The organism is Paraflavitalea sp. (assembly GCF_059502485.1).
In genome coordinates, this window is record NZ_JCACET010000008.1 from 1,710,328 (window position 1) to 1,729,726 (window position 19,399).

15 protein-coding genes are annotated in these 19,399 nt (G+C 47.5%); 11 read left to right on the forward strand and 4 right to left on the reverse strand.

All coding sequences use genetic code 11. From position 1 onward, the window contains the following. The first annotated feature begins 432 nt into the window (after positions 1-432). Together AC5JBY_RS09650 and AC5JBY_RS09655 are read left to right on the forward strand one after the other, a co-directional pair. Complete coding sequence (locus AC5JBY_RS09650; protein ID WP_495904369.1) at positions 433-3,303, forward strand: glycoside hydrolase family 38 C-terminal domain-containing protein; 2,871 nt, start codon at positions 433-435, stop codon at positions 3,301-3,303. A gap of 5 nt (positions 3,304-3,308) precedes the next feature. Further along, positions 3,309-4,166: an ROK family protein gene (locus AC5JBY_RS09655; RefSeq protein WP_495904370.1), complete on the forward strand. Its 858-nt coding sequence runs from the start codon at positions 3,309-3,311 to the stop codon at positions 4,164-4,166. Here AC5JBY_RS09655 and AC5JBY_RS09660 read toward each other — a convergent pair whose 3' ends face one another. Next, positions 4,167-5,786, reverse strand: coding sequence for a hypothetical protein (locus tag AC5JBY_RS09660; RefSeq protein WP_495904371.1), 1,620 nt, complete (start codon positions 5,784-5,786; stop codon positions 4,167-4,169). It abuts the gene before it with no gap. A gap of 299 nt (positions 5,787-6,085) precedes the next feature. Between AC5JBY_RS09660 and AC5JBY_RS09665 the strand changes: the two genes are divergently transcribed. From AC5JBY_RS09665 to AC5JBY_RS09680, 4 genes are read left to right on the forward strand one after another with little or no spacing between them, the layout of a single operon-like run. Then, the gene (locus tag AC5JBY_RS09665; RefSeq protein WP_495904372.1) at positions 6,086-6,988 is read left to right on the forward strand and encodes a decaprenyl-phosphate phosphoribosyltransferase; all 903 of its coding nucleotides are present in this window, start codon (positions 6,086-6,088) and stop codon (positions 6,986-6,988) included. Positions 6,989-7,003: 15 nt separating this feature from the next. Continuing rightward, entirely contained in the window at positions 7,004-8,401 is a 1,398-nt protein-coding gene (locus AC5JBY_RS09670; protein ID WP_495904373.1) for an FAD-binding protein, read from the forward strand. Between the two features lie 60 nt (positions 8,402-8,461). Further along, positions 8,462-9,193 (forward strand): SDR family oxidoreductase, encoded by a 732-nt coding sequence (locus AC5JBY_RS09675; protein WP_495904374.1) that lies wholly within the window; start codon positions 8,462-8,464, stop codon positions 9,191-9,193. Next, on the forward strand, positions 9,190-9,783 hold the full coding sequence (locus AC5JBY_RS09680; protein WP_495904375.1) for an HAD family hydrolase: 594 nt from the start codon (positions 9,190-9,192) through the stop codon (positions 9,781-9,783). The genes AC5JBY_RS09675 and AC5JBY_RS09680 overlap by 4 nt, the downstream gene beginning before the upstream one ends. 131 nt (positions 9,784-9,914) lie before the next feature. Here AC5JBY_RS09680 and AC5JBY_RS09685 read toward each other — a convergent pair whose 3' ends face one another. Beyond that, on the reverse strand, positions 9,915-11,828 hold the full coding sequence (locus AC5JBY_RS09685; protein ID WP_495904376.1) for a PKD domain-containing protein: 1,914 nt from the start codon (positions 11,826-11,828) through the stop codon (positions 9,915-9,917). A gap of 266 nt (positions 11,829-12,094) precedes the next feature. Here AC5JBY_RS09685 and AC5JBY_RS09690 point away from each other — a divergent pair, with 266 nt between their 5' ends. From AC5JBY_RS09690 to AC5JBY_RS09700, 3 genes are all read left to right on the forward strand, one after another. Next, a complete protein-coding gene (locus AC5JBY_RS09690; RefSeq protein ID WP_495904377.1) occupies positions 12,095-13,231 on the forward strand; it encodes an MFS transporter in 1,137 nt (378 codons plus the stop codon). A gap of 171 nt (positions 13,232-13,402) precedes the next feature. Then, a complete protein-coding gene (locus AC5JBY_RS09695) occupies positions 13,403-14,038 on the forward strand; it encodes a DUF4136 domain-containing protein (protein ID WP_495904378.1) in 636 nt (211 codons plus the stop codon). A gap of 26 nt (positions 14,039-14,064) precedes the next feature. Next, positions 14,065-14,685 (forward strand): outer membrane beta-barrel protein, encoded by a 621-nt coding sequence (locus AC5JBY_RS09700; protein WP_495904379.1) that lies wholly within the window; start codon positions 14,065-14,067, stop codon positions 14,683-14,685. 138 nt (positions 14,686-14,823) lie between these two features. Here the strand turns inward: AC5JBY_RS09700 and AC5JBY_RS09705 are convergent, their stop codons facing one another. Next, positions 14,824-15,375 (reverse strand): YqgE/AlgH family protein, encoded by a 552-nt coding sequence (locus tag AC5JBY_RS09705; protein ID WP_495904380.1) that lies wholly within the window; start codon positions 15,373-15,375, stop codon positions 14,824-14,826. 329 nt (positions 15,376-15,704) lie between these two features. On the opposite strand from AC5JBY_RS09705, the gene AC5JBY_RS09710 reads away from it, so the two are divergent. Continuing rightward, the gene (locus AC5JBY_RS09710; RefSeq protein ID WP_495904381.1) at positions 15,705-17,120 is read left to right on the forward strand and encodes a sensor histidine kinase; all 1,416 of its coding nucleotides are present in this window, start codon (positions 15,705-15,707) and stop codon (positions 17,118-17,120) included. Here the strand turns inward: AC5JBY_RS09710 and AC5JBY_RS09715 are convergent. Continuing rightward, positions 17,086-18,312: an S-adenosylmethionine:tRNA ribosyltransferase-isomerase gene (locus tag AC5JBY_RS09715; RefSeq protein ID WP_495904382.1), complete on the reverse strand. Its 1,227-nt coding sequence runs from the start codon at positions 18,310-18,312 to the stop codon at positions 17,086-17,088. The two genes, AC5JBY_RS09710 and AC5JBY_RS09715, sit on opposite strands and share 35 nt — an antisense overlap. Before the next feature lie 616 nt (positions 18,313-18,928). Here AC5JBY_RS09715 and mraZ point away from each other — a divergent pair. Beyond that, positions 18,929-19,399 carry a division/cell wall cluster transcriptional repressor MraZ gene (gene mraZ / locus AC5JBY_RS09720; RefSeq protein ID WP_495904383.1) on the forward strand — a complete coding sequence of 157 codons (471 nt, stop codon included), beginning with the start codon at positions 18,929-18,931 and terminating at the stop codon, positions 19,397-19,399.

A 19,399-nucleotide genomic window follows, 5' to 3' on the forward strand; every position in this document is an offset into this window, starting at 1 on the left:
TCACAGTCTTCCTATAGCTCCTCCATAGTTCTCCCATAGCAGCTCTATAGATACTCCATAGCAATAGTAAGGTAATAGTAAGGCAATAGTAAGACAGTAGTAAGGGAATAGTAAGACAACAGGGCTCAAATGCAGGCTGGACGCGGAAATATATTATACTGGATTGGCAAATCCAGTCCCCTGGCGGGTTTGATCAAAATAGCGTTTCCTAAAAGGTTGCCGTTGCAACGTCGATCACCCTTCTACCTGTAATATACTAAAAATGCAGTATAAGATCCAAAAAAAGTACACCAAACAGGGCGGGATTAAGTACTTGAAAACAAATTATTGATATGAATCCCGAATCTTGTATGTTTGTACATATTGAATATGTACAAACATATATCTTTTAAAATAACTAACTAATTAAACATCAACGATAAAAGCAGCCCCATGAAAGGTAAACCCTGTTTAATATTGATCCTTGCCCTGGTTTCCGTAACCACTTTTGCCCGCCAGGCTACCTCGGGCGGTACTTTCACAGCTGTTGAACTGCAACCGGCAACAGCCTACCTGAAATACAACGGCAAAGAATGCCGCATGGCCCGGTTATCCTTTAAAGGCGGTAAATGCTTTGCCGAAACCGTAGTCACAGTTTCTTTCAACGGCCTTACCCAACAAGTTACCATTCCAGCTTCACAGGAAGGGTTGGAATCATTTGAGCTGCCCTTGCCCGGCGCACCCGTTACCAAAGATGTACAGGCAACCGTTGCGGTACAGGCTGGCCGGCAAACATTACATGCCCGTTGCATGGTGCCTCCTTCCCGCAAATGGACAGTGTATGTGCTGCCGCATTCACACGTGGATGTAGGCTACACCAATGTGCAACCTAAAGTGTTGAAGCTGCACATGGATAATATTGACGAGTCCATTGCATTAGCTGCTAAAACACAGAGCTACCCGGCAGAAGCACGCTTTAAATGGAATACCGAAGCCATGTGGGTAGTAGACAACTATCTGAAGCAGGCAGATGAAGCAAAGAAAAAAACATTCTGGGATGCCGTGCGCAAAGGATGGATTGGGGTTGATGGCGCTTACGGCAACATCAATACGAGCGTTACCGATTCACGCCAATTGATGCAGATGTTTTATGACGCCACGAAAGAAGCAAAACTGCAGGGAGTCACGATCAAGACATTGTTCCAGGGCGATGTACCCGGCTCTTCCTGGGGATTGGCCACACAAGCCGAGCAAACAGGCATCAAATACTTCCTGTCTGGCCCCAACGCATCCGATCGTATTGGCCACCTGGCCCAATGGCAGGATAAACCCTTCTACCTTATAGCACCTTCCGGCAAAAATAAAATGCTGTTCTGGCAATGCCAGCCCTACTCGATAGGCTACGCATTGAAAGGAAGCAAGATCCCGAACTTCTTTACAGTTGAAGACCCCAAACCCTTCTACACCGGCAAACCCTCCGAGAACTTTCTTAATCCGTACTTATTTGGCTACCTGTCAGGCCTGGAACAAAAGGCCTTTCCATATGATATGACGATTCTTACGTGGGCGATGAGTGATAATGCGCCCATCGATCCGGAATTGCCCGATGCCGTAAAAGCATGGAATGAAAAATATGCTTCACCCAAACTGGTGATCACCACCACCCAGCAGTTCTTCGATGCCTTTGAGCAGAAGTACCAGGGCAGTATACCCGAACTCTCCGGCGATTACACAGAATACTGGACCGATGGACTGGGCTCTGCCGCCCGTGAAACCGGCATCAACCGCGTAACCTCCGATAAGCTGCAACAAGCCGATGCTATCTGGGCCATTAAGAATAAAGCAGCCTACCCGGGCAATGATTTCCGCACAGCCTGGAAAAACCTGCTCCTGTTTAGTGAGCACACCTGGGGAGCGCACAACAGTGTAGGAGAGCCCGACGATCCCAAAGTAAAAGAACAATGGAAGATCAAACAGTCCTTTGCACTCGACGCACAAAAACAAACAGATGAGCTGATGCGCAAAGCATTGGACATGGGCAAAACTTCCGGCAATAACATCGACGTATTCAATACCCTGTCATGGCCACGCACTGATCTTGTAACCGTTTCTGCTGCTATGAGCAAAGCTGGTGACATCGTTGTCAACGAAAAAGGAGAGAAGATAGCTGCACAAAGACTGTCCACAGGAGAATTGGTATTCGTTGCTGAGAATATTCCGGCATTGGGCAAAAGCAGGTTCACCATTCAAAAAGGGAAAGCGGCAATAGTAAGCGCTCCTGCGTCTGCCGCCGCCATTGAAAACGACCTATACAAAATAAATATTGACAAAGCCACAGGCACCATCGAAGGCATCGAGAAAAAAGGCAGCAACAGAAAGTTGGTCGACGGTACAGGTTTCAATAAATACATGTACCTCCCCGGCGATTCAGTAAGTAAAATGGTAACAGCCCGCAACGCGAAGATCACCGTGAAAGAGATCGGACCGGTATTGATGAGTTTACAGATAACAGCCGATGCGCCGGGCGCTAATAAACTGGAAACAGAAATAAGATTGATCAATGGCATAGATCGTGTTGAAGTCATCAACATGGTCGACAAGCAGGCGATCCGTTCCAAAGAAGCCGTTCATTTTGCGTTCCCCTTTACAGTTGATAAACCACAAGTTCGCTACAACATTCCCTGGGGCAGCATAGAAGCAGAAGCAGACCAGCTTACCCATTCCAATCGCAACTGGTACACCATGCAACGTTGGGTAGATATCTCCAATGCCGATTATGGTGTTACCTTGTCCAGCCTCGATGCGCCGCTGTTTCAGATCGGCAATATAACTACAGGTGGATTGTTGGGAGGTCTTAGACTCTCCCCCTTGTGGATGAGATATACCAATCAGTCATCACACCTTTATTCATGGGTCATGAACAACCTGTGGCATACCAACTTTCGCGCCGATCAGGAAGGACCCGTTACCTTCCGTTATTACATCACGATACATGAACAGTTCAATACCCATCAGGCCAACCGAACCGGCATGGAAAACCATCGTCCGTTTGTAGCAGCGCCTGCGCAGGGTAATGCTTCCAATACTTCCTTGTTCGAGGTAGAGGGTGCCAATGTATATGTGGAAGGCGTTAAGCCCTGCTACGATGGCAAAGGCATGCTGGTTCACCTTGTCAACAGTGGAGATAAAGAAAGCACTGTTACGATCAAAAGAAAACAACCGGTAACCATCACACAAAGCAACCTGTTGGAAGAAGATATTACCGCTTTGCAAAACGGATTTGTGCTACCAGCCAAAGGCATCATGACCATAAAATTGCAGTAGAGAAAATGACTACTGTTAAGACCGTAGTAGGTATGGATGTAGGCGGTTCTCATGTCACAGCCTGCGCTGTCGATCTGCACACCATGAAGATCATTCCTGGCAGTACGCGCCGCCATATAATAGACCCGGCCGCATCGCCGGAGAAGATATTGGACGTACTTGCAACAACGATGATCGAAAGCCTCGCACAGCCACGCTCAGCAGCATTACACCTGGGAGTGGCTATGCCCGGCCCCTTTGATTACGAACAAGGCATTAGTTACATACAGGGCCTCGGCAAGTACGAGCAGTTGTATGGCTTGAACATAAAGACAATGCTGGCAGAGCGGCTGCACATCGTCCCTGCACACATCAGAATGATGAACGATGCTACGGCATACCTGCTGGGTGAGATCTGTGACCGGGAAGACTTATGCCGCCAACGTGTAGTAGGCATTACCCTCGGCACTGGCCTTGGCTCAGCCTGGTACCACAACGGAGTTACATACGCCGGCGGATTATACAAACTGCCTTACCTCGATGGCATGGCCGAAGATTACATCTCTACAAGGTGGTTCCTGCAGCAATACAGCGGTCAGGTGAGTGGTGTCCGTGAACTGGCAGACAAGTATACCACAGAATCCGAAGTCCGCAACCTGTTCACCACCTTTGGTAAAAACCTCGCCCACATACTCTTAAAACAATTCCCACCCGGCAGCCAGGATGCCCTCATCATCGGCGGCAATATTGCCCGCGCCTGGGATTTATTCATTCCACCCATGCAAGCTGTGTTGGAAAGCAATGGCTCTACCATGCAGGTCTTACCTGCGCAGAAAGGAGAACAAGCGCCCATGCTGGGCGCAGCCGCTTTATGGAAACAATAATTACGGCTTCACATACACCTCCACCCAGGCATCAGAGCTGGGCTTGCGGGGAGCTACAAACACATCGACTTTCTTGTAATTGGCTTGCAGGGCCTCCCGCACAGAGAAGGGATAAAAGTTGTTGAGGTAGGGAATGTATTCGAACAATACAAGATCGTAGTGCTTGTTTTTAATACGGTCGATAAACATGTTGGTCTCCTTATCAAACATCCCCACACCCTTGTGAAACCACAAAGGATATTCGGACCCACGCTCCAGCTCAAAAGGAATTTCTGCAGCCAGCGGCGTCAGCTCCGACATGTTCAGCACCTTCAGGTTCTTGCCGTTCTTCACCAGGTCCATATTCATCAGGCGCTCGATGCCATCAACAGTGGGGTTGGGCAGCAGCACCTTTTCAAACGACTTCAACTTGGGCGTGCGCCATTGGTCCAGCGGAATATCGGTGGTATCCAGATCGATGATATAGGTATTGCGGTTAACCACGTTGGCGTAAGTATGCCCGCCATGCGTCATGGTGGTATAAGATTCACCACTGCTCTTCAACACAAAACGGTCGATGTACTTCCAGTAAGCCTGGCTCCACCACAGCAATACGCCAGCAGCCAAAACAATGGCCGGCTTCCAGGTATCGAACTTGATAGGCAATAACAACGAGAACAGCGATATGATAAATACGAAAGCAAAACTGTGGAAGAAGATATTATTGTCTACCGGTACATAGCTGGTCACCTGGAAGATGGCTGCCTCCGCCAGGATGCCCAGCGTAAGCAACGTAAAGATCATCTGCTGCTTATTCAGCCAATACTCTTTCCAGTTCTTGATCGCCACCATCAGCAACAATACGATGATCACCAGGTAGAATTTCAGCCACTGCGATCCCGCCAGGAAATCACGCAGGATATCACTGATCGACATGCGCGAGCTGTGCGGAGGCTGACCGTGGTTGAACCAGTAACCGAAAGTACCGGTAACAGGCAGTATCATGGCAAGGCCGGTCACGAACACGGTGGCAACAAACACCACCAGTGGCAGCCATTTCTTTTCAGTAAGCGCTGTATATCCCAGCAAAGCCAGGCAGATCAGCATGCCCAGGGCGCCGCCATCCTGCTTGGTAAAGAAAGAACAGAATATAAAGAAGCCCGAAGCTACCAGCCAGGCATACTTCCAGCGGCTCTCTGCAGCAAACAGGAATTTCATCAGGAAGGCCAAACCGATCAGCTCATACACGATAACCGTATGATTATACCAGGGCCAGTAATTGAAGAAAGTATAAGAAAGACAGAATACCAGCACCGATGCGAAGCGGATGCCCGGCTGTACGCCGATGCTTTTAAAGATAGAGCGGAAGGCGAGCCCCGCCAGCAGGTTGATAAAAGCCTGCGCTTTGATCAGCGTGATCAACTGGGCGCCGAATATCTTAAAGAACATAGCGGGTATCACCCAATACATATATCCAACCGGCATACCGAAATCCTGGTACGGTACCTGACCCTGAGACATGCGGTAAGCCCCTTCCCAGGATAAAAAGATATTAATACGGTAGGGGAAACTGGCAAATACAGGTACGATGGCGATAATAACTATGACCAGTATCTCTGCGGCGGATAATATTCGTTTCATGTAGGTTGAAATATAATGTAGGGATACCGAATGGCGGTTTAAGGTTATGCGAAAGTAGCCTATGCATAAATAAATTGCAAGTTATTGCCCCCTGTTTATCAAATACTTCCCCTCCAAAGACCAATTTTAATCCTATCTTTCTCGTTGCCTTAATGCCTATATGCCTTGATGCCTGCTGTGGGGTTTGGGTAAATTCGGCCGCGGTTCAAAAGAATTAACGGCTGGTTCATACAGTCTCTGCCGCAGGGGCTTGCATCAGAGCATTTTGTGCTGTATCTTGTGCCCGGAATAGACGTTCAATGCGGGATTATATCAAATTATTAAGACCCAAAGACTGGGCAAAAAATGGTTTCCTGTTCATCCCCTCATTCTTTGCAGGCAAACTATTTAACCCTTCGGAGTTTAAAGAGCAATTCTTGTTGCTGATCGGCGGCTTTATTGCATTTAGCTTCCTTGCCAGTAGTATCTACATCATTAACGATTACAGGGACATAGAGGACGACCGTAAGCATCCTAAAAAGAGCAAGCGGCCATTAGCCTCGGGCAAAGTAAAGAAAGGAGTAGGATTGGCCATCTGTATCCTGCTGGCAGTTGCCGGCCTGGGTATTAGTTATATGATCGATCCTACGTATAAGTTCTTGTTTATTACGGGTATATATTACGTATTGAACCTCGGGTATTGCTTTGGGCTAAAGAATATATCCATTGTAGATATCCTGATCGTATCGGCCGGTTTTGTGCTGCGGGTAAAAGGAGGAGCGTCACTGGGGGCGATCGATACCACCGAATGGCTTATCATCATGACTTTCCTGCTGGCCCTGTTCATGGCCATTGCCAAGCGCCGGGATGATGTGATGCTGAAAGTAGCTACCGGTGCCGATATGCGGAAATCGATCAAAGGATACAGCCTCGAGTTCCTGAACATCATGTTGGGGCTTATTTGCGCCATATTGATCGTATCTTACATTAACTATACCGTATCCGGTGCATTGTACAAAGAGTTTGGGCACCGTTTATACTATACGTCCCTGTTCGTGATCGCCGGTATCATGCGCTACTTGCAGATCGCCTTTGTGTTGAACAAGGCAGGGTCACCTACCGAAATCCTTTATAAAGACCGTTTCATTCAGCTTACCCTCGTTCTATGGATAGCCAGTTTTTATCTTATCCTTTACATAAAGGATATTACCGTGTTCAAATAAAAAACGACTATTCGCATGAAGAAATCAATTGCCAACTGGGGTAACTACCCCGTGATGGAAAGTGATGAACAGCAGTTCAGCTTTGACGACCAGCTTGTGCAGCTGGTAAAGAAAACCACACACTTCATTCCCCGTGGCAATGGACGTTGCTATGGCGACGCCTCCCTGGCGCCCCAAACCATTTCCACCCTCAAATACGATAAGATACTCTCTTTTGATACCGCTACAGGTGTTTTCGAATGCCAGAGCGGACTGGTGCTGGATAAAATACTGGAAGTGATCGTGCCCAAGGGCTGGTTCCTGCCCGTAACGCCAGGCACCAAATTCATCACCGTGGGCGGTGCTGTAGGCAGTGATGTACACGGAAAGAACCACCACGTAGACGGTTCCTTTTCCAACCACATAGTGGACATGGACGTGATCATGGGCAATGGAGAAGTGATCACCTGTTCACCTACCGAGCACGTAGACCTGTTTGAAGCTACCTGCGGAGGCATGGGCCTTACAGGCATGATCAGCCGGGTGAAGTTCCGCCTCAAAAAGATCGAGACCTCCTACATCAAGCAAAAACAGATCAAGGCCGATAACCTTGAACACATCATACAGCTGTTCGAAGAATACCAGCATTACACCTATTCAGTAGCCTGGATCGACTGCCTGAAAAAAGGCAAAGGCTTTGGCCGCAGCATTCTGATATTGGGAGAACATGCTACGGTGAACGACCTGAATGAGAAACAACGCAAGGAACCCCTGAAGCTGCCCAAAAAGAAGCAGATCACGTTCCCGTTCAACCTCCCTTCCTGGGTATTGAACGCCTTCACCGTGAAAGCCTTCAACTTCCTCTACTACGGCAAGAACTTCAAGAAAGAGATCAACAACGTAGTAGGCTACGAACCCTTCTATTATCCCCTCGATGCTATCCTCCACTGGAACAGAGGCTATGGCAAACCGGGATTTGTACAATACCAGTTTGTAATACCCATGCACGCCAAGCAGGGGTTGATCGAAATATTACAACGCATCAGCGATAAAGGCCTTGGCTCTTTCCTCGCAGTATTGAAAGTATTCGGCAAGCAGGAAAGCCTTATCTCTTTCCCCGAAGAAGGATATACACTGGCGCTGGACATTCCTGTGCGTAAAGGTCTCTTTGAGATCCTGGACGAGCTGGACCAGATCGTACTGAAATACGGTGGTCGCCTCTACATGAGCAAAGATGCCCGTATGAAACCCGAAGTGCTGGAAGCAGGCTACCCCAGGCTCGACGAATTTAAAGCCATTGTAAAAAAATACAATCCCGACGGTAAGTTCCGTTCAGTACAATCAGACCGCTTGTTGCTGACACCGGGGATAGCGAATTCAGGTTCCAGGATTCAGGTTACAGGGACAAAAGAACAAATCAAGGCGCAGGTTTGATTGAATCAACGAACAACGCCCCTGTAACAAGTAACCTGTAACAAAAAATTACCCCAATCGATGTCTACCATTCTTATACTTGGCGCCGCCTCCGATATGGCGATGGCCATTGCTAACAAATATGCGGCAGAAGGCCATGCAATACAACTGGCAGCCCGCAATGCACAAAGGCTGAAAGCCCTGCAGTCGGATATTTCCATCCGCCACAATGTGACCTGTACGTCACACGAATTCGATGCCCTCAATTTTACATCACACCAGGCATTCTTCGATCAGCTACCGATAAAGCCCGATATCACCATTTGCGTATTTGGCTACCTTGGAGAGAATGAAACAGCGAGAGCCAACTGGGCCGAAAGCGAAAAGATCATTCACACCAATTATACAGGAGCCGTTTCTATTCTCAACGTAGTGAGCAATTACTACGCAGCACAGAAGAAAGGCGTGATTGCCGGCATCAGTTCCGTGGCAGGTGAGCGTGGCAGACAAAGCAATTACATCTATGGCAGTGCCAAGGCAGGTTTCACGGCCTATTTATCGGGCCTGCGCAACCGCATGTTCCATGAAGGCGTACACGTAGTGAGCGTACAGCCGGGCTTTGTATACACAGCCATGACTGCCAATCTTACGTTGCCTCCTTTGTTGACGGCAATGCCAGAACAAGTGGCCAATACCGTTTACAAAGCAGTAGCAAAGAAAAAGAACGTAGTATACGTGAAATGGTTCTGGCGCTGGATCATGCTGATCATTAAGAGTGTACCTGAATTTATCTTCAAAAAACTGAAAATGTGAGCCGGTCAATTGCATTCTTCGATTTCGATGGTACCATTACCACCAAAGATACCCTGCTGGAAATATTCAAATACAGGCATGGCAAAGCCAAGTTCTACTTTGGCTTCCTGCTCAACAGCCCTTTCCTGGTAGCGTATAAAGCCGGGGTTATCTCCAACCAGCTGGCCAAGGAAAGAACATTACAATTCTTCTTTGGCGGTATGAAAGAAGCAGACTTCAATACCTTCTGTGAGCAGTTTGCGGCAGAAGCAATTCCTTCACTGATACGCGAGAAAGCCCTCAAAGAAATAGACAAGCTAAAGCGGGCTGGCGCTGAAGTGGTGATCGTTTCCGCTTCGCCCGAAAACTGGCTGCGCCCCTGGTGCGCTTCGCTCAACCTGCCCTTACTGGCCACCCGCCTGGAAGTGAACAAAGAAAAGATCACCGGTAAGATCAAAGGCAACAACTGCCACGGAGAAGAAAAAGTACGCCGCATCCGCGAAGCATACGATCTATCCCAATACAATAGCATTTACTGCTATGGTGATACCAGCGGAGACAAGCCGATGTTAGCCTTGGCTACACATTCCTTCTATCAACCCTTTAGATGATCATTGCCGGATAGACTGGCATATAAAAAAGCCAGGCCGCACAAAGCGGCCAGGCGTTAATCATCATTCATGGTTGTATGCAATCCAAAAAGCCCTTATATCGCAATGCGTGTATGTCGCTATAATTCGTGTTACTCTTTAACAATCTTCCTGATCTCACGCAACTGATCACCAACGGTAACTTCCATCAGATAGATTCCCGGCAGTAATCGCGCTGCATCCATGATCGCAGTAATACTTTCCTCTTTCTTCATCCACTGCTTCTGCTGTATCATTTTGCCATCCATGCCGATCAGGCGTATTTGTAGCATGCCGCGTTGGCTATCACTTACCAATACGGTGATGCTCTCTTTCACCGGGTTGGGGAAGTATTCCAGCCTTACCTTGGCGCGGTTGCTGGTTACAGGCACTACCAGTGAGTACATAATGGTCTTGCCATCGATGTTTACGAGCCGCAACCTGTAGTACAGCGTGCCACGGACCTCTTGCGGGTCGGTATAAGTATACGTTTGCTGCATCGAACTATTGCCCGCCGATTGTACAACACCAACAACAGCGAAGCTTTTTCCGTCACTACTACGCTCCACCTCGAAGCGGTTATTGTTTTCTTCCTGAGCTGTAGCCCAGGTCAGTTTAGCTACTCCCGTAGCAGCATTGCCTTTGAAGTAAGCCAGCGTAGTAGGCAGCGCTGAAGAAGAAGAGCTCACAGATACTACATCCGTTGTTCTGGCGCCTTGCGCATCGGTAGTTTCCAGCTGGAATTGATACGTGCCAACCAACAAGTTAGATAAGTCAGGGTTGGCCACAGCATCATTGGAAAGACTATATACAGCAGGACCAGATACCCGTGTCCATTTATATGTCAAGGTAGCCCCATCAGGATCATAAGAATCGCTGCCATGCAAGGTGACTGCTGAAACGGCAGTACTGATATTGGCACCTGCTTCTGTAACGGGCGGGATATTGGAAGTAGCTCCGCTCACTACAGTTACAGACATCGTTGTTTTAACAAAGTCGGCACGATCGTCTACTACGGTCAATTCAAATACATAAGTGCCGGCAGACGTAAGGCCGTTCACACGCGTAATACCATTAGTAGATACAGACGTTACAATACTGCTATTGGAAGGGCCTGATACCTGCTTCCACACGAAACGCTCCAGCGTGCCATCAGCATCGGTAGAGCTGGCGCCACTCAGATAAGCATAACCGGTGGTCGTAGAGATCGTCAGGTTAGAACCGGCTCTTGCTTGCGGACGAACGTTCACAGGCTTGCTTTTATCCTGTCCCAACATCCACTCATATACATTGGGGTTTTGCCACCTGTATACGGTATCAAATGCGCGGTCCCATACACCGTGGCCGCCATCAGGCCAGATGGTTTTATAAGCCTGTACAGCAGCGCCACAAGTGGTATTCAACCTGTCGATGGAGGCCGAAGTACAGTTGGCCGGCGTAGTGCCATCATTCTGAGCATGGAAAGCCCAAAGCGGTAAATTAGCCTGTGTGATATTACAGTTGTCAATAGTTTCACACGTAGGGCAGCATGGGGCAATAGCGTTGAGCTGTTTGGCCTTGGCCAGCGACTCTTTGGGATAAGACCATACACCGCCGCCGCCAAGACTAAGACCTGCGAGCGAGATACGATTGGTGTCAACGTTCAGGTTGGCCTTGGCATACTTGATCATTTCTTCCACATAGAAATTGTACCACCAGCCATAATTAGGACTAAGTTGTGGTGACAGTACGAGAAATGTTTGCCATTTGCCATTCCAGAAGAAGCGCATTTTGTGGCCGTTCTTAATGTACTTGGGAACCCCATTGTTGGCTACACTTGGCAAATCGGTAGTACCATTACCCCGCTCCCCGATACCATGCAGAAAGATGATAAGCGGATACTTTTCGCCAGTAGCATTGTAATCGACGGGAGTGTACTGATAGAAGCCAATGAAAGTGCCATTAGAAGCGGTTAGACCTTTTGCTACCTGTTGACCGGAAGCAAGTACAGACAATAGGATGCCTGCCACGAGTAGAGTGGTTTTCATAGTGGTTCGATTTTGGGTCAAAACGAAGGGCCTGATATGCTATATAATGCCGACCATTATACAGCGCCCCGATACGGATTAATGATGTACACCTAAAACTGGCAATTACTGTACCATACGGGGTTTTGGCGTGTTACTATTCGCCAAACAACGCAAAATCGAGGGGTTTTGCAGGCCCATAGTAAAACCCACATCAAATTGCTGGTAAAATCCTTATCCGGAAAAATCACATCCAGACAGCGTATGCAGGCTATCTTTGCCACGATATGGCCCTCCACAAACCCATCATACACCGCATTGCTGCTTCCTGTTTCTTTTTTGTTTGCGGCTTTGTGTTTGCTACATGGGCCTCCCGCATACCTGCCGTCAAAGAGCAATTCGGGTTGAATGAAGCTGAGCTCGGCGCCGTATTGTTCATGCTGCCGCTGGGTGCTTTGGTCGCACTACCATTTGCTGGTTGGGCAGTATCCGTGTTGGGCAGCAGGCTTATGAACTTTGCATCGGCCATTGCTTATGCACTCGTATTACTGTTCATTGGTTACAGCAGCACAGTGTTCATGCTATCCGTTGCATTATTCCTGTTTGGCTTTTGCGGCAATGTGCTCAACATCGCGATGAATACACAGGCACTCCTGGTACAGGAAGAGATGTACGATAAATCATTACTCTCATCATTTCATGGCCTGTGGAGTATTGGAGCGATGACAGGTGCGGGCCTGGGTGGTTATACCATGAAGATCGGTGCTACTACCACGCAACATTTTATAACAGTAGCAGTGATCGTGACGGTGATCTCCTCTACCATGGTTTTTTACCTGATCAGGAAAACGAAACCTGCTGGTGAGCAAAAGATATTTGCATGGCCCGATAAAACATTATGGCTGTTAGGCGCTATTTGTTTTTGTTGCGCCATCTGCGAAGGCGCCATGGCCGACTGGAGTTCGTTGTACTACAAACAAGTGCTGAACGATCTGCAACGGGTGAGCACGAGCGGCTACATGGTCTTTGCCTGTATGATGGCATTAGGACGGCTGGTTGGTGATGGCGTGATTGGTAAACTGAGTTATAAGAAAGCGCTGATGCTCGACGGAGCACTCGTAACAATAGGATTGTTGTTGGCTACATCAGTAGCACATCCCGTTGCTGTGCTCATCGGATTTGGATTGATCGGATTTGGAGTGGCCACAGTAATCCCCATTGTGTACAGCCTTAGCGCCAAAACCACAACAATGAGTACCAGCGCCGCACTGGCTGCTGTCAGCACCGTAGGCTTCTCAGGCTTTCTCGTTGGGCCACCCATGATTGGTTTCATTGCCCATCAAACAGGATTGCGTTATGCTTTAATGCTGTTATCATTATTGGGGCTGATCATATTATGGCTATGCAGAAAAGTAAAGGCTTGAGTAATTAGCTATTAGCCTTTAGCGAAACAAAAGCACTAACGCCTAAAAGCTAACAGCTAATACCTCAATATTTTAACCTTGTTTTAATAACTGTTATAGCACTGTTAAGTATCCACATCATTCAAACCGTGGCACATGTTTTTTCGTCTATAAGACGTAAAAAACAACGTAATGAAAAGCATACTCTTAACGATTAGCGCAGCGGCAGTGATGGGTTTGTTGGGGAGTTGCACCAAAGAACCACTCAATAACCTCACAGAAGACGAGAGCCGCATTTATATCACCAATCGCGATAGCAGCGCCAACTTCAGTTCCTACACCACATTCAGCATTGTAGATTCCGTATCGGTCATCAGCAACAACCGGCTGGAAGGTAAAGACATCACGGCCTATGATGCAGCAGTGATCGATGCATTGAAAGCACGCTTGCAACAACAAGGCTACACACTGGTCAATAAAACCCAAAGCCCTGACATTGGAATCAACGTAAGTCGTATTTACAATACCTACTCGGGCATTGTAAGCTATCCTGATTACTGGGGCAGTTATTACGGTTACTGGGATCCTTTCTATTGGGGATATCCGGGCTACGGTTATGGATTTCCAACCTGGTATGGATCTTATCAGATCACAGAAGGCGCCCTCTCCATTGATGCGCTGGACCTGAAAGATGCAGGAGCCGATAAACAGATCAAAGGCGTATGGATGGGACTCGTGCGTGGATCAGGTGTATTCCGCACACAGAATGCGGTGAACCATGTCAAGAACCTGTTCGATCAATCGACTTACTTTAAGTCAGGACAATAATTCCCTGAACAAAAAAGATTACGACAATGAAAACTTCCTATAAAATAATTGCAGTGTTCATAGCTGGCTTATTTACAGCCGGAGTAACACAGGCCCAGGAAGGGCGATTGAACCTCAACATCAATTACTCCATCAATACACCTACCGGCAATTTTAAAGATGTGATCGATAAAACATCTTATCGCAGCTGGGCAGCGAGTCTGCTATATGGCATCAATGATAAGCTGTCGATAGGTTTGGGTACCGGCTTTCAGGACTTCTACCAGAAGTACCCGCGCCAGGTATACAAGCTGGACGATGGTAGCGATATATCAGCAGTATTAACGAATTCTATACAAGCCATTCCTATATTGGCACAGGTACAATATAATTTCACCCCGCAGTCAGCTATACAACCATACGTTGGAGTAGGTGTAGGTGGCAACCTGGTGCTGTACCGTCAATATGTGGGAGAGTTTGAAAATAGTAAAAGTAAATTTGGCTTTGCGGCAAGGCCCGAAGCAGGAGTCTTCGTGCCTTTCCGCAAGGGCGGTCCTTCCGGTATTACCCTGCGGGCCGATTATAACTACATGCCGGTTAAGTACAACGACCTCGATGGAATGAGCAACTGGGGTGCGGGCATCGGCGTGAAGTTCCCCTTACAATAAAGTAAATATTAGGTGCTGAAAGTTTGATAAAGAAAGGCCCCGCATTTTTGCGGGGCCTCGTTTTTTATGATAGAGTAAGATCAATTCTCACGTCTCAATTCAACTGCTAACAGCTAATTGCCAAGAGCTAAAAGCTAATTAATTCAACTGCGGATCGATAGGAAAGTTCGCCATCATTTCATAATCACCACCCAGGTGCTTCAGTGCTTCCTTCCATATTTCATTCGTATTGCGGTGGAAAACCAGCTTCTTGGTTGCTTCTGCAGTAAGCCAAGAGTTCTCCTTCAGTTCATCGTTCAGTTGTCCACTCCCCCAACCGGAATAACCGATGAAGAACCGGATCTTGTTGATGTCGATAGATCCATCACGAATCAAAGTGATGGCCGTTTCGAAATCACCTCCCCAATAGATCCCATCCAGCACCTGGAAGCTGCCGGGGATCAGGGTAGGGTACTGGTGCAGAAAATGGATAGTGTCCATCTGTACCGGTCCGCCATAAAAAACAGGTAATTTCAACTCATCGAGATCATTCATCAACTCATTCAGTGTGTGCTCATAAGCTTTGTTCAGGACAAAACCGAAACTCCCTTCTTCCTGGTGATCGCAGAGAAACACAACCGTGCGCATAAAATTGGGGTCTTTCAAAAAAGGCTCGGCTATCAACAACGTTCCAGGTCCCGGTTTTATCATATTCCTAAATTAAGACTTTCTTGCTGCTGACAAAATGATTGTTTAAAAAATGGGATTCGTTGCACAAAACTTACTAAGTTAGCACTCTGGCGCACAAGGGGAGAAGCGGTGCTGGCAGGGGCCTCCGGGGTTAACTTGCCTTTTCCGTGGTAAAACTTAGTTAAATCAAACCATCCCCGTCCTGCTCCTTAGCGGTTCTGTAACCTGTTTATTAAATTTGCCGATTGAAAATTACCTGCAGGAGAAAATTGACGTGACCGGGAACTCTCTGTACGCTGAGATATTGAGAAACAGGCAGGTAAATGGACGTGGCGTTAAAATCATATCAGTTGCAATTACGGAAAATATTTCCCATCATTATTGTCTTGATCAGCCTGTCGCTGATAGGCACCATTTACGTGCAGTACAACTGGCTGCAAACGATGCTCGTCGATAAGCAGGAAGAGTTCAAGTACAAGATGGAGCGTGGTATACACGATGTGGGCAAGATGCTCATGGACCAGAAAGGCACACTTCCTTCCCTCAAGAACTTCCGCACTAAACCTAATTTCAACTGGCCTTCCGAACAGTTCCAGATGGAGCTGATGAAGCCGCCGACCATAGCACAGAAGTTCACCGAATTTGAAGTAGATGAAAAGCTGCGCAAGTCGTTCGAGAACCAGGGCCTCCAAAACCTGAAGTTTGAATTTGCCATCACCTCCAATGTTAGCCTCCTTTCCTACGAACTGAAGTCAAGAGGTTACCTGAAAGCCGAAGAAGAATTGAACCTCGCAGAAGGTGGCGATTCATTGGCAGCAGATTATTTCCATTTCATCTACGTGTTCCAGCCACCCAGTGGTAGTGATCTCGAAAACCTGGTGCCCGAAGAGATCATGTCGGTGATAGTGCCGAATGTAAAAAAGATCATCCTCCAGCAGATGAAGTGGATGATTGTGGGAGCCGTGTTCTTTACGATCATGATCATAGCAGCCTTCTATGTAACGGTAACTGCCTTGTTGCGCCAGAAGAAGCTGAGTGAGATCAAGAACGATTTTATCAACAACATGACCCATGAGTTCAAAACACCACTGGCTACTATATCACTGGCTGTGGATGCTTTGAGAAATGATAAAGTGTTACAGGACCGCACCAAGATGGATTACTTCAGCAGCATCATCAAGGAAGAGAACAAGCGCATGAACAAACATGTGGAAACGATCTTGCAAGCTGCTGTGATGGACAGGCAGGAGTTGCAACTGAATAAACAACCCATTCATGTGCACGACCTGATCCATGAGATCATGGACAACTACACCTTGCAGCTGGACGAAAAGCAAGGCCAGGCCGATCTGAACCTGAGCGCCCGCCAGGATTATATAGAAGCCGATCCGGTGCATTTCCGCAACCTGATCTCCAACCTCATCGACAATGCGGTGAAGTATTCCAAAGAAAATCTTGTACTAAAAATAACTACCCACAGTACCAGTAAGAACCTTGTGATCAGGGTGGAAGATAATGGCATCGGCATGAGCAAAGAGACGGTGCGCCGCATTTTTGAAAAGTTCTACCGCGCACATACCGGCAACCTTCACAACGTAAAAGGATTCGGTCTCGGCCTCAGCTATGTAAAGACCATTGTTGACGCACACCAGGGAAAGATCAAGGTAGAAAGCGTATTGGGCAGAGGGTCTGCCTTTACATTGGAGCTTCCATTACTGAAGAAGAAAGCTGTTACCGAAACAGCAGACATCCATCACCATAACTGAGAAAACGGAATTCATGTTCCAGCGCATACTCGTACAGGCTTCTCCATTCGTTGCCTGCAAATGCCGCTACCAGCAATAACAAAGTAGATTGAGGCTGGTGAAAATTAGTGACCAGCGCCCGCGGTATGCGGATAGTATAACCGGGCGTTATCAGCAATTGTGTTTTCGTGATCAGCCTTTCCCATTGATGCTTTCGCATGTACTGCAACAGGGAGTTGAGCGCTTCAGCTGCCGTTATATGAGTGGCATCCAATTCGTAAGCATCCCATTGGCGAATAACGAGTTCGCCGGGAATAAGGTCGGGGTGAAGAATGGTTTTAATCCCCAGCCAGTACAGGCTTTCCACTGTGCGCAGCGAAGTAGTGCCCACTACGGTGATATGCTTATCACTATAATCTATAAGCTGTTGTATAAGCGTGGCCGGTACGTCTATAAATTCCACATGCATTTCATGGCCATCCATCACGTCGCTTTTCACTGGTTGAAAAGTGCCCGCCCCCACATGCAGCGTTACATAACTCCGTTGGATATTCCGCGCTTGTAATTGTCCGAACAATGATTCGGTGAAGTGCAGTCCGGCAGTAGGTGCCGCAACAGAACCGTCCGCATGCGCATAGATCGTTTGATAACGGGTAGCATCCGTTATTTCAGCGGCCCTTTTAATATAAGGAGGCAGTGGAATGATGCCCGCCAGGTGTAGTACTTCTGCAAAACTCAAAGCATCAGGCGTCCACGACAATTCGATGGCAAAGCTGTCCTTTACCTTTTCGAGGTATTTCGCCTGTAAGAGAATGATCTCACTGCCATGAGCAATGCGTTTTTCCAATACCTGGCCGCTTTTCCATTTGGAAGCGCCACCGATCAGGCACATCCAGGTTACCCGCGCTTTTTGCGACATGGCCGTGGTAATATCGGGATAATCAGCATGAGGTTCAAGGCAAAAGACCTCGATGGAAGCGCCGGTGGGCTTTTGAAACAGCAGCCGCGCCTCCACCACCTTTGTATTATTAAATATGAGTAATGAATCCGCCGGCAGGTATTGATCGATGTGGCGGTAAGTATCTTCCTGGAGCTTTTTGTCTTTGTATATCAGCAGTTTGGAGCTGTCCCTTTCAGGCAGCGGGTACCGGGCGATCCGCTCTTCCGGTAACTGATAAGTGAAATCCTTAATGGCTATACTCTTCGGATGCATAAATGGGGTACGGCTTATCGCCGCCTTTTTTATCGTTTTGCTGTAAGTGCTACTAATAACCAGGTCGCTCAACGATCGTTCACAGGTTATAACGGATAGGTTTCTTCGATGTACCGTTGTTCGGTTTTTCAGCGGGGGCTTGGGAGGATTGGCTTGTTGCTGCCATATCCGGATTTAAGTGGGACGGCCTCACTTGGCCGTTTGCAAATGTACGACCCAGTTGGTCTCAATTGCTCATGAGGTACTATTCTCTCTTTATGAAACCTGCCATCTTAGGGTCATCCTAGGGTTTTCCTGGGGTTTTCTTCCGGGTTTCTTTGGGTATAAAGCCTACCATAACCCTACTGTAACCTAAAGATACCCTACAGATTAAAGAAGGATCACAGGTAATGCACAGGCAAAAGAGGCTTATCCACAGGATTTGCCCCGCTATTCACAGTGAATGCACGGCAATATTGGCTCCCACCGGGCAAAATGGCCTGGAATGAAGCAGGGACGTTACTTGTATACAAATCAAGACTTGTGGAAAAAATAAAAATTCCAAATCCTCGTTAGAGAGTGGGAAAAAGTGTTATTTTGTGGTAATTAAAAGCGATAAGGGGTTAAGTGATTAAGAATGAATGGTTTCATAGGCGAATACGAAGCAACTTTGGACACAAAAGGTCGCTTCCTCTTGCCGGCTGGCTTTAAAAAGCAGTTGCCGGAAGAGGCCGGGAGCCAGTTTGTTGTTAACAGAGGCTTTGAAAAGTGCCTTACGCTGTATCCCATGAAAAGCTGGGATCCCATATTCGCTGAATTGGGCAAGTTGAATGATTTTGATCCCAAAGTTCGGGAATTCAGAAGATACTTTCTGAATGGGGCAACGGTGCTGGAGCTGGATAGTGCGGGTAGGTTGCTGGTTCCCTCCAACTTAAAGGATCACGCCGGGCTGGAGAAGGATATCGTGCTGGTAGCGGCCATGAACAAAATTGAAATCTGGGATAAGGATAAGTACCAACAGCTCTTTGAATCTTTTTCACCCGAAGCCTTTAGTCAATTGGCGCAACAGGTAATGACAGCGGCCAGTCTATCGGGAAGTCAACATTAA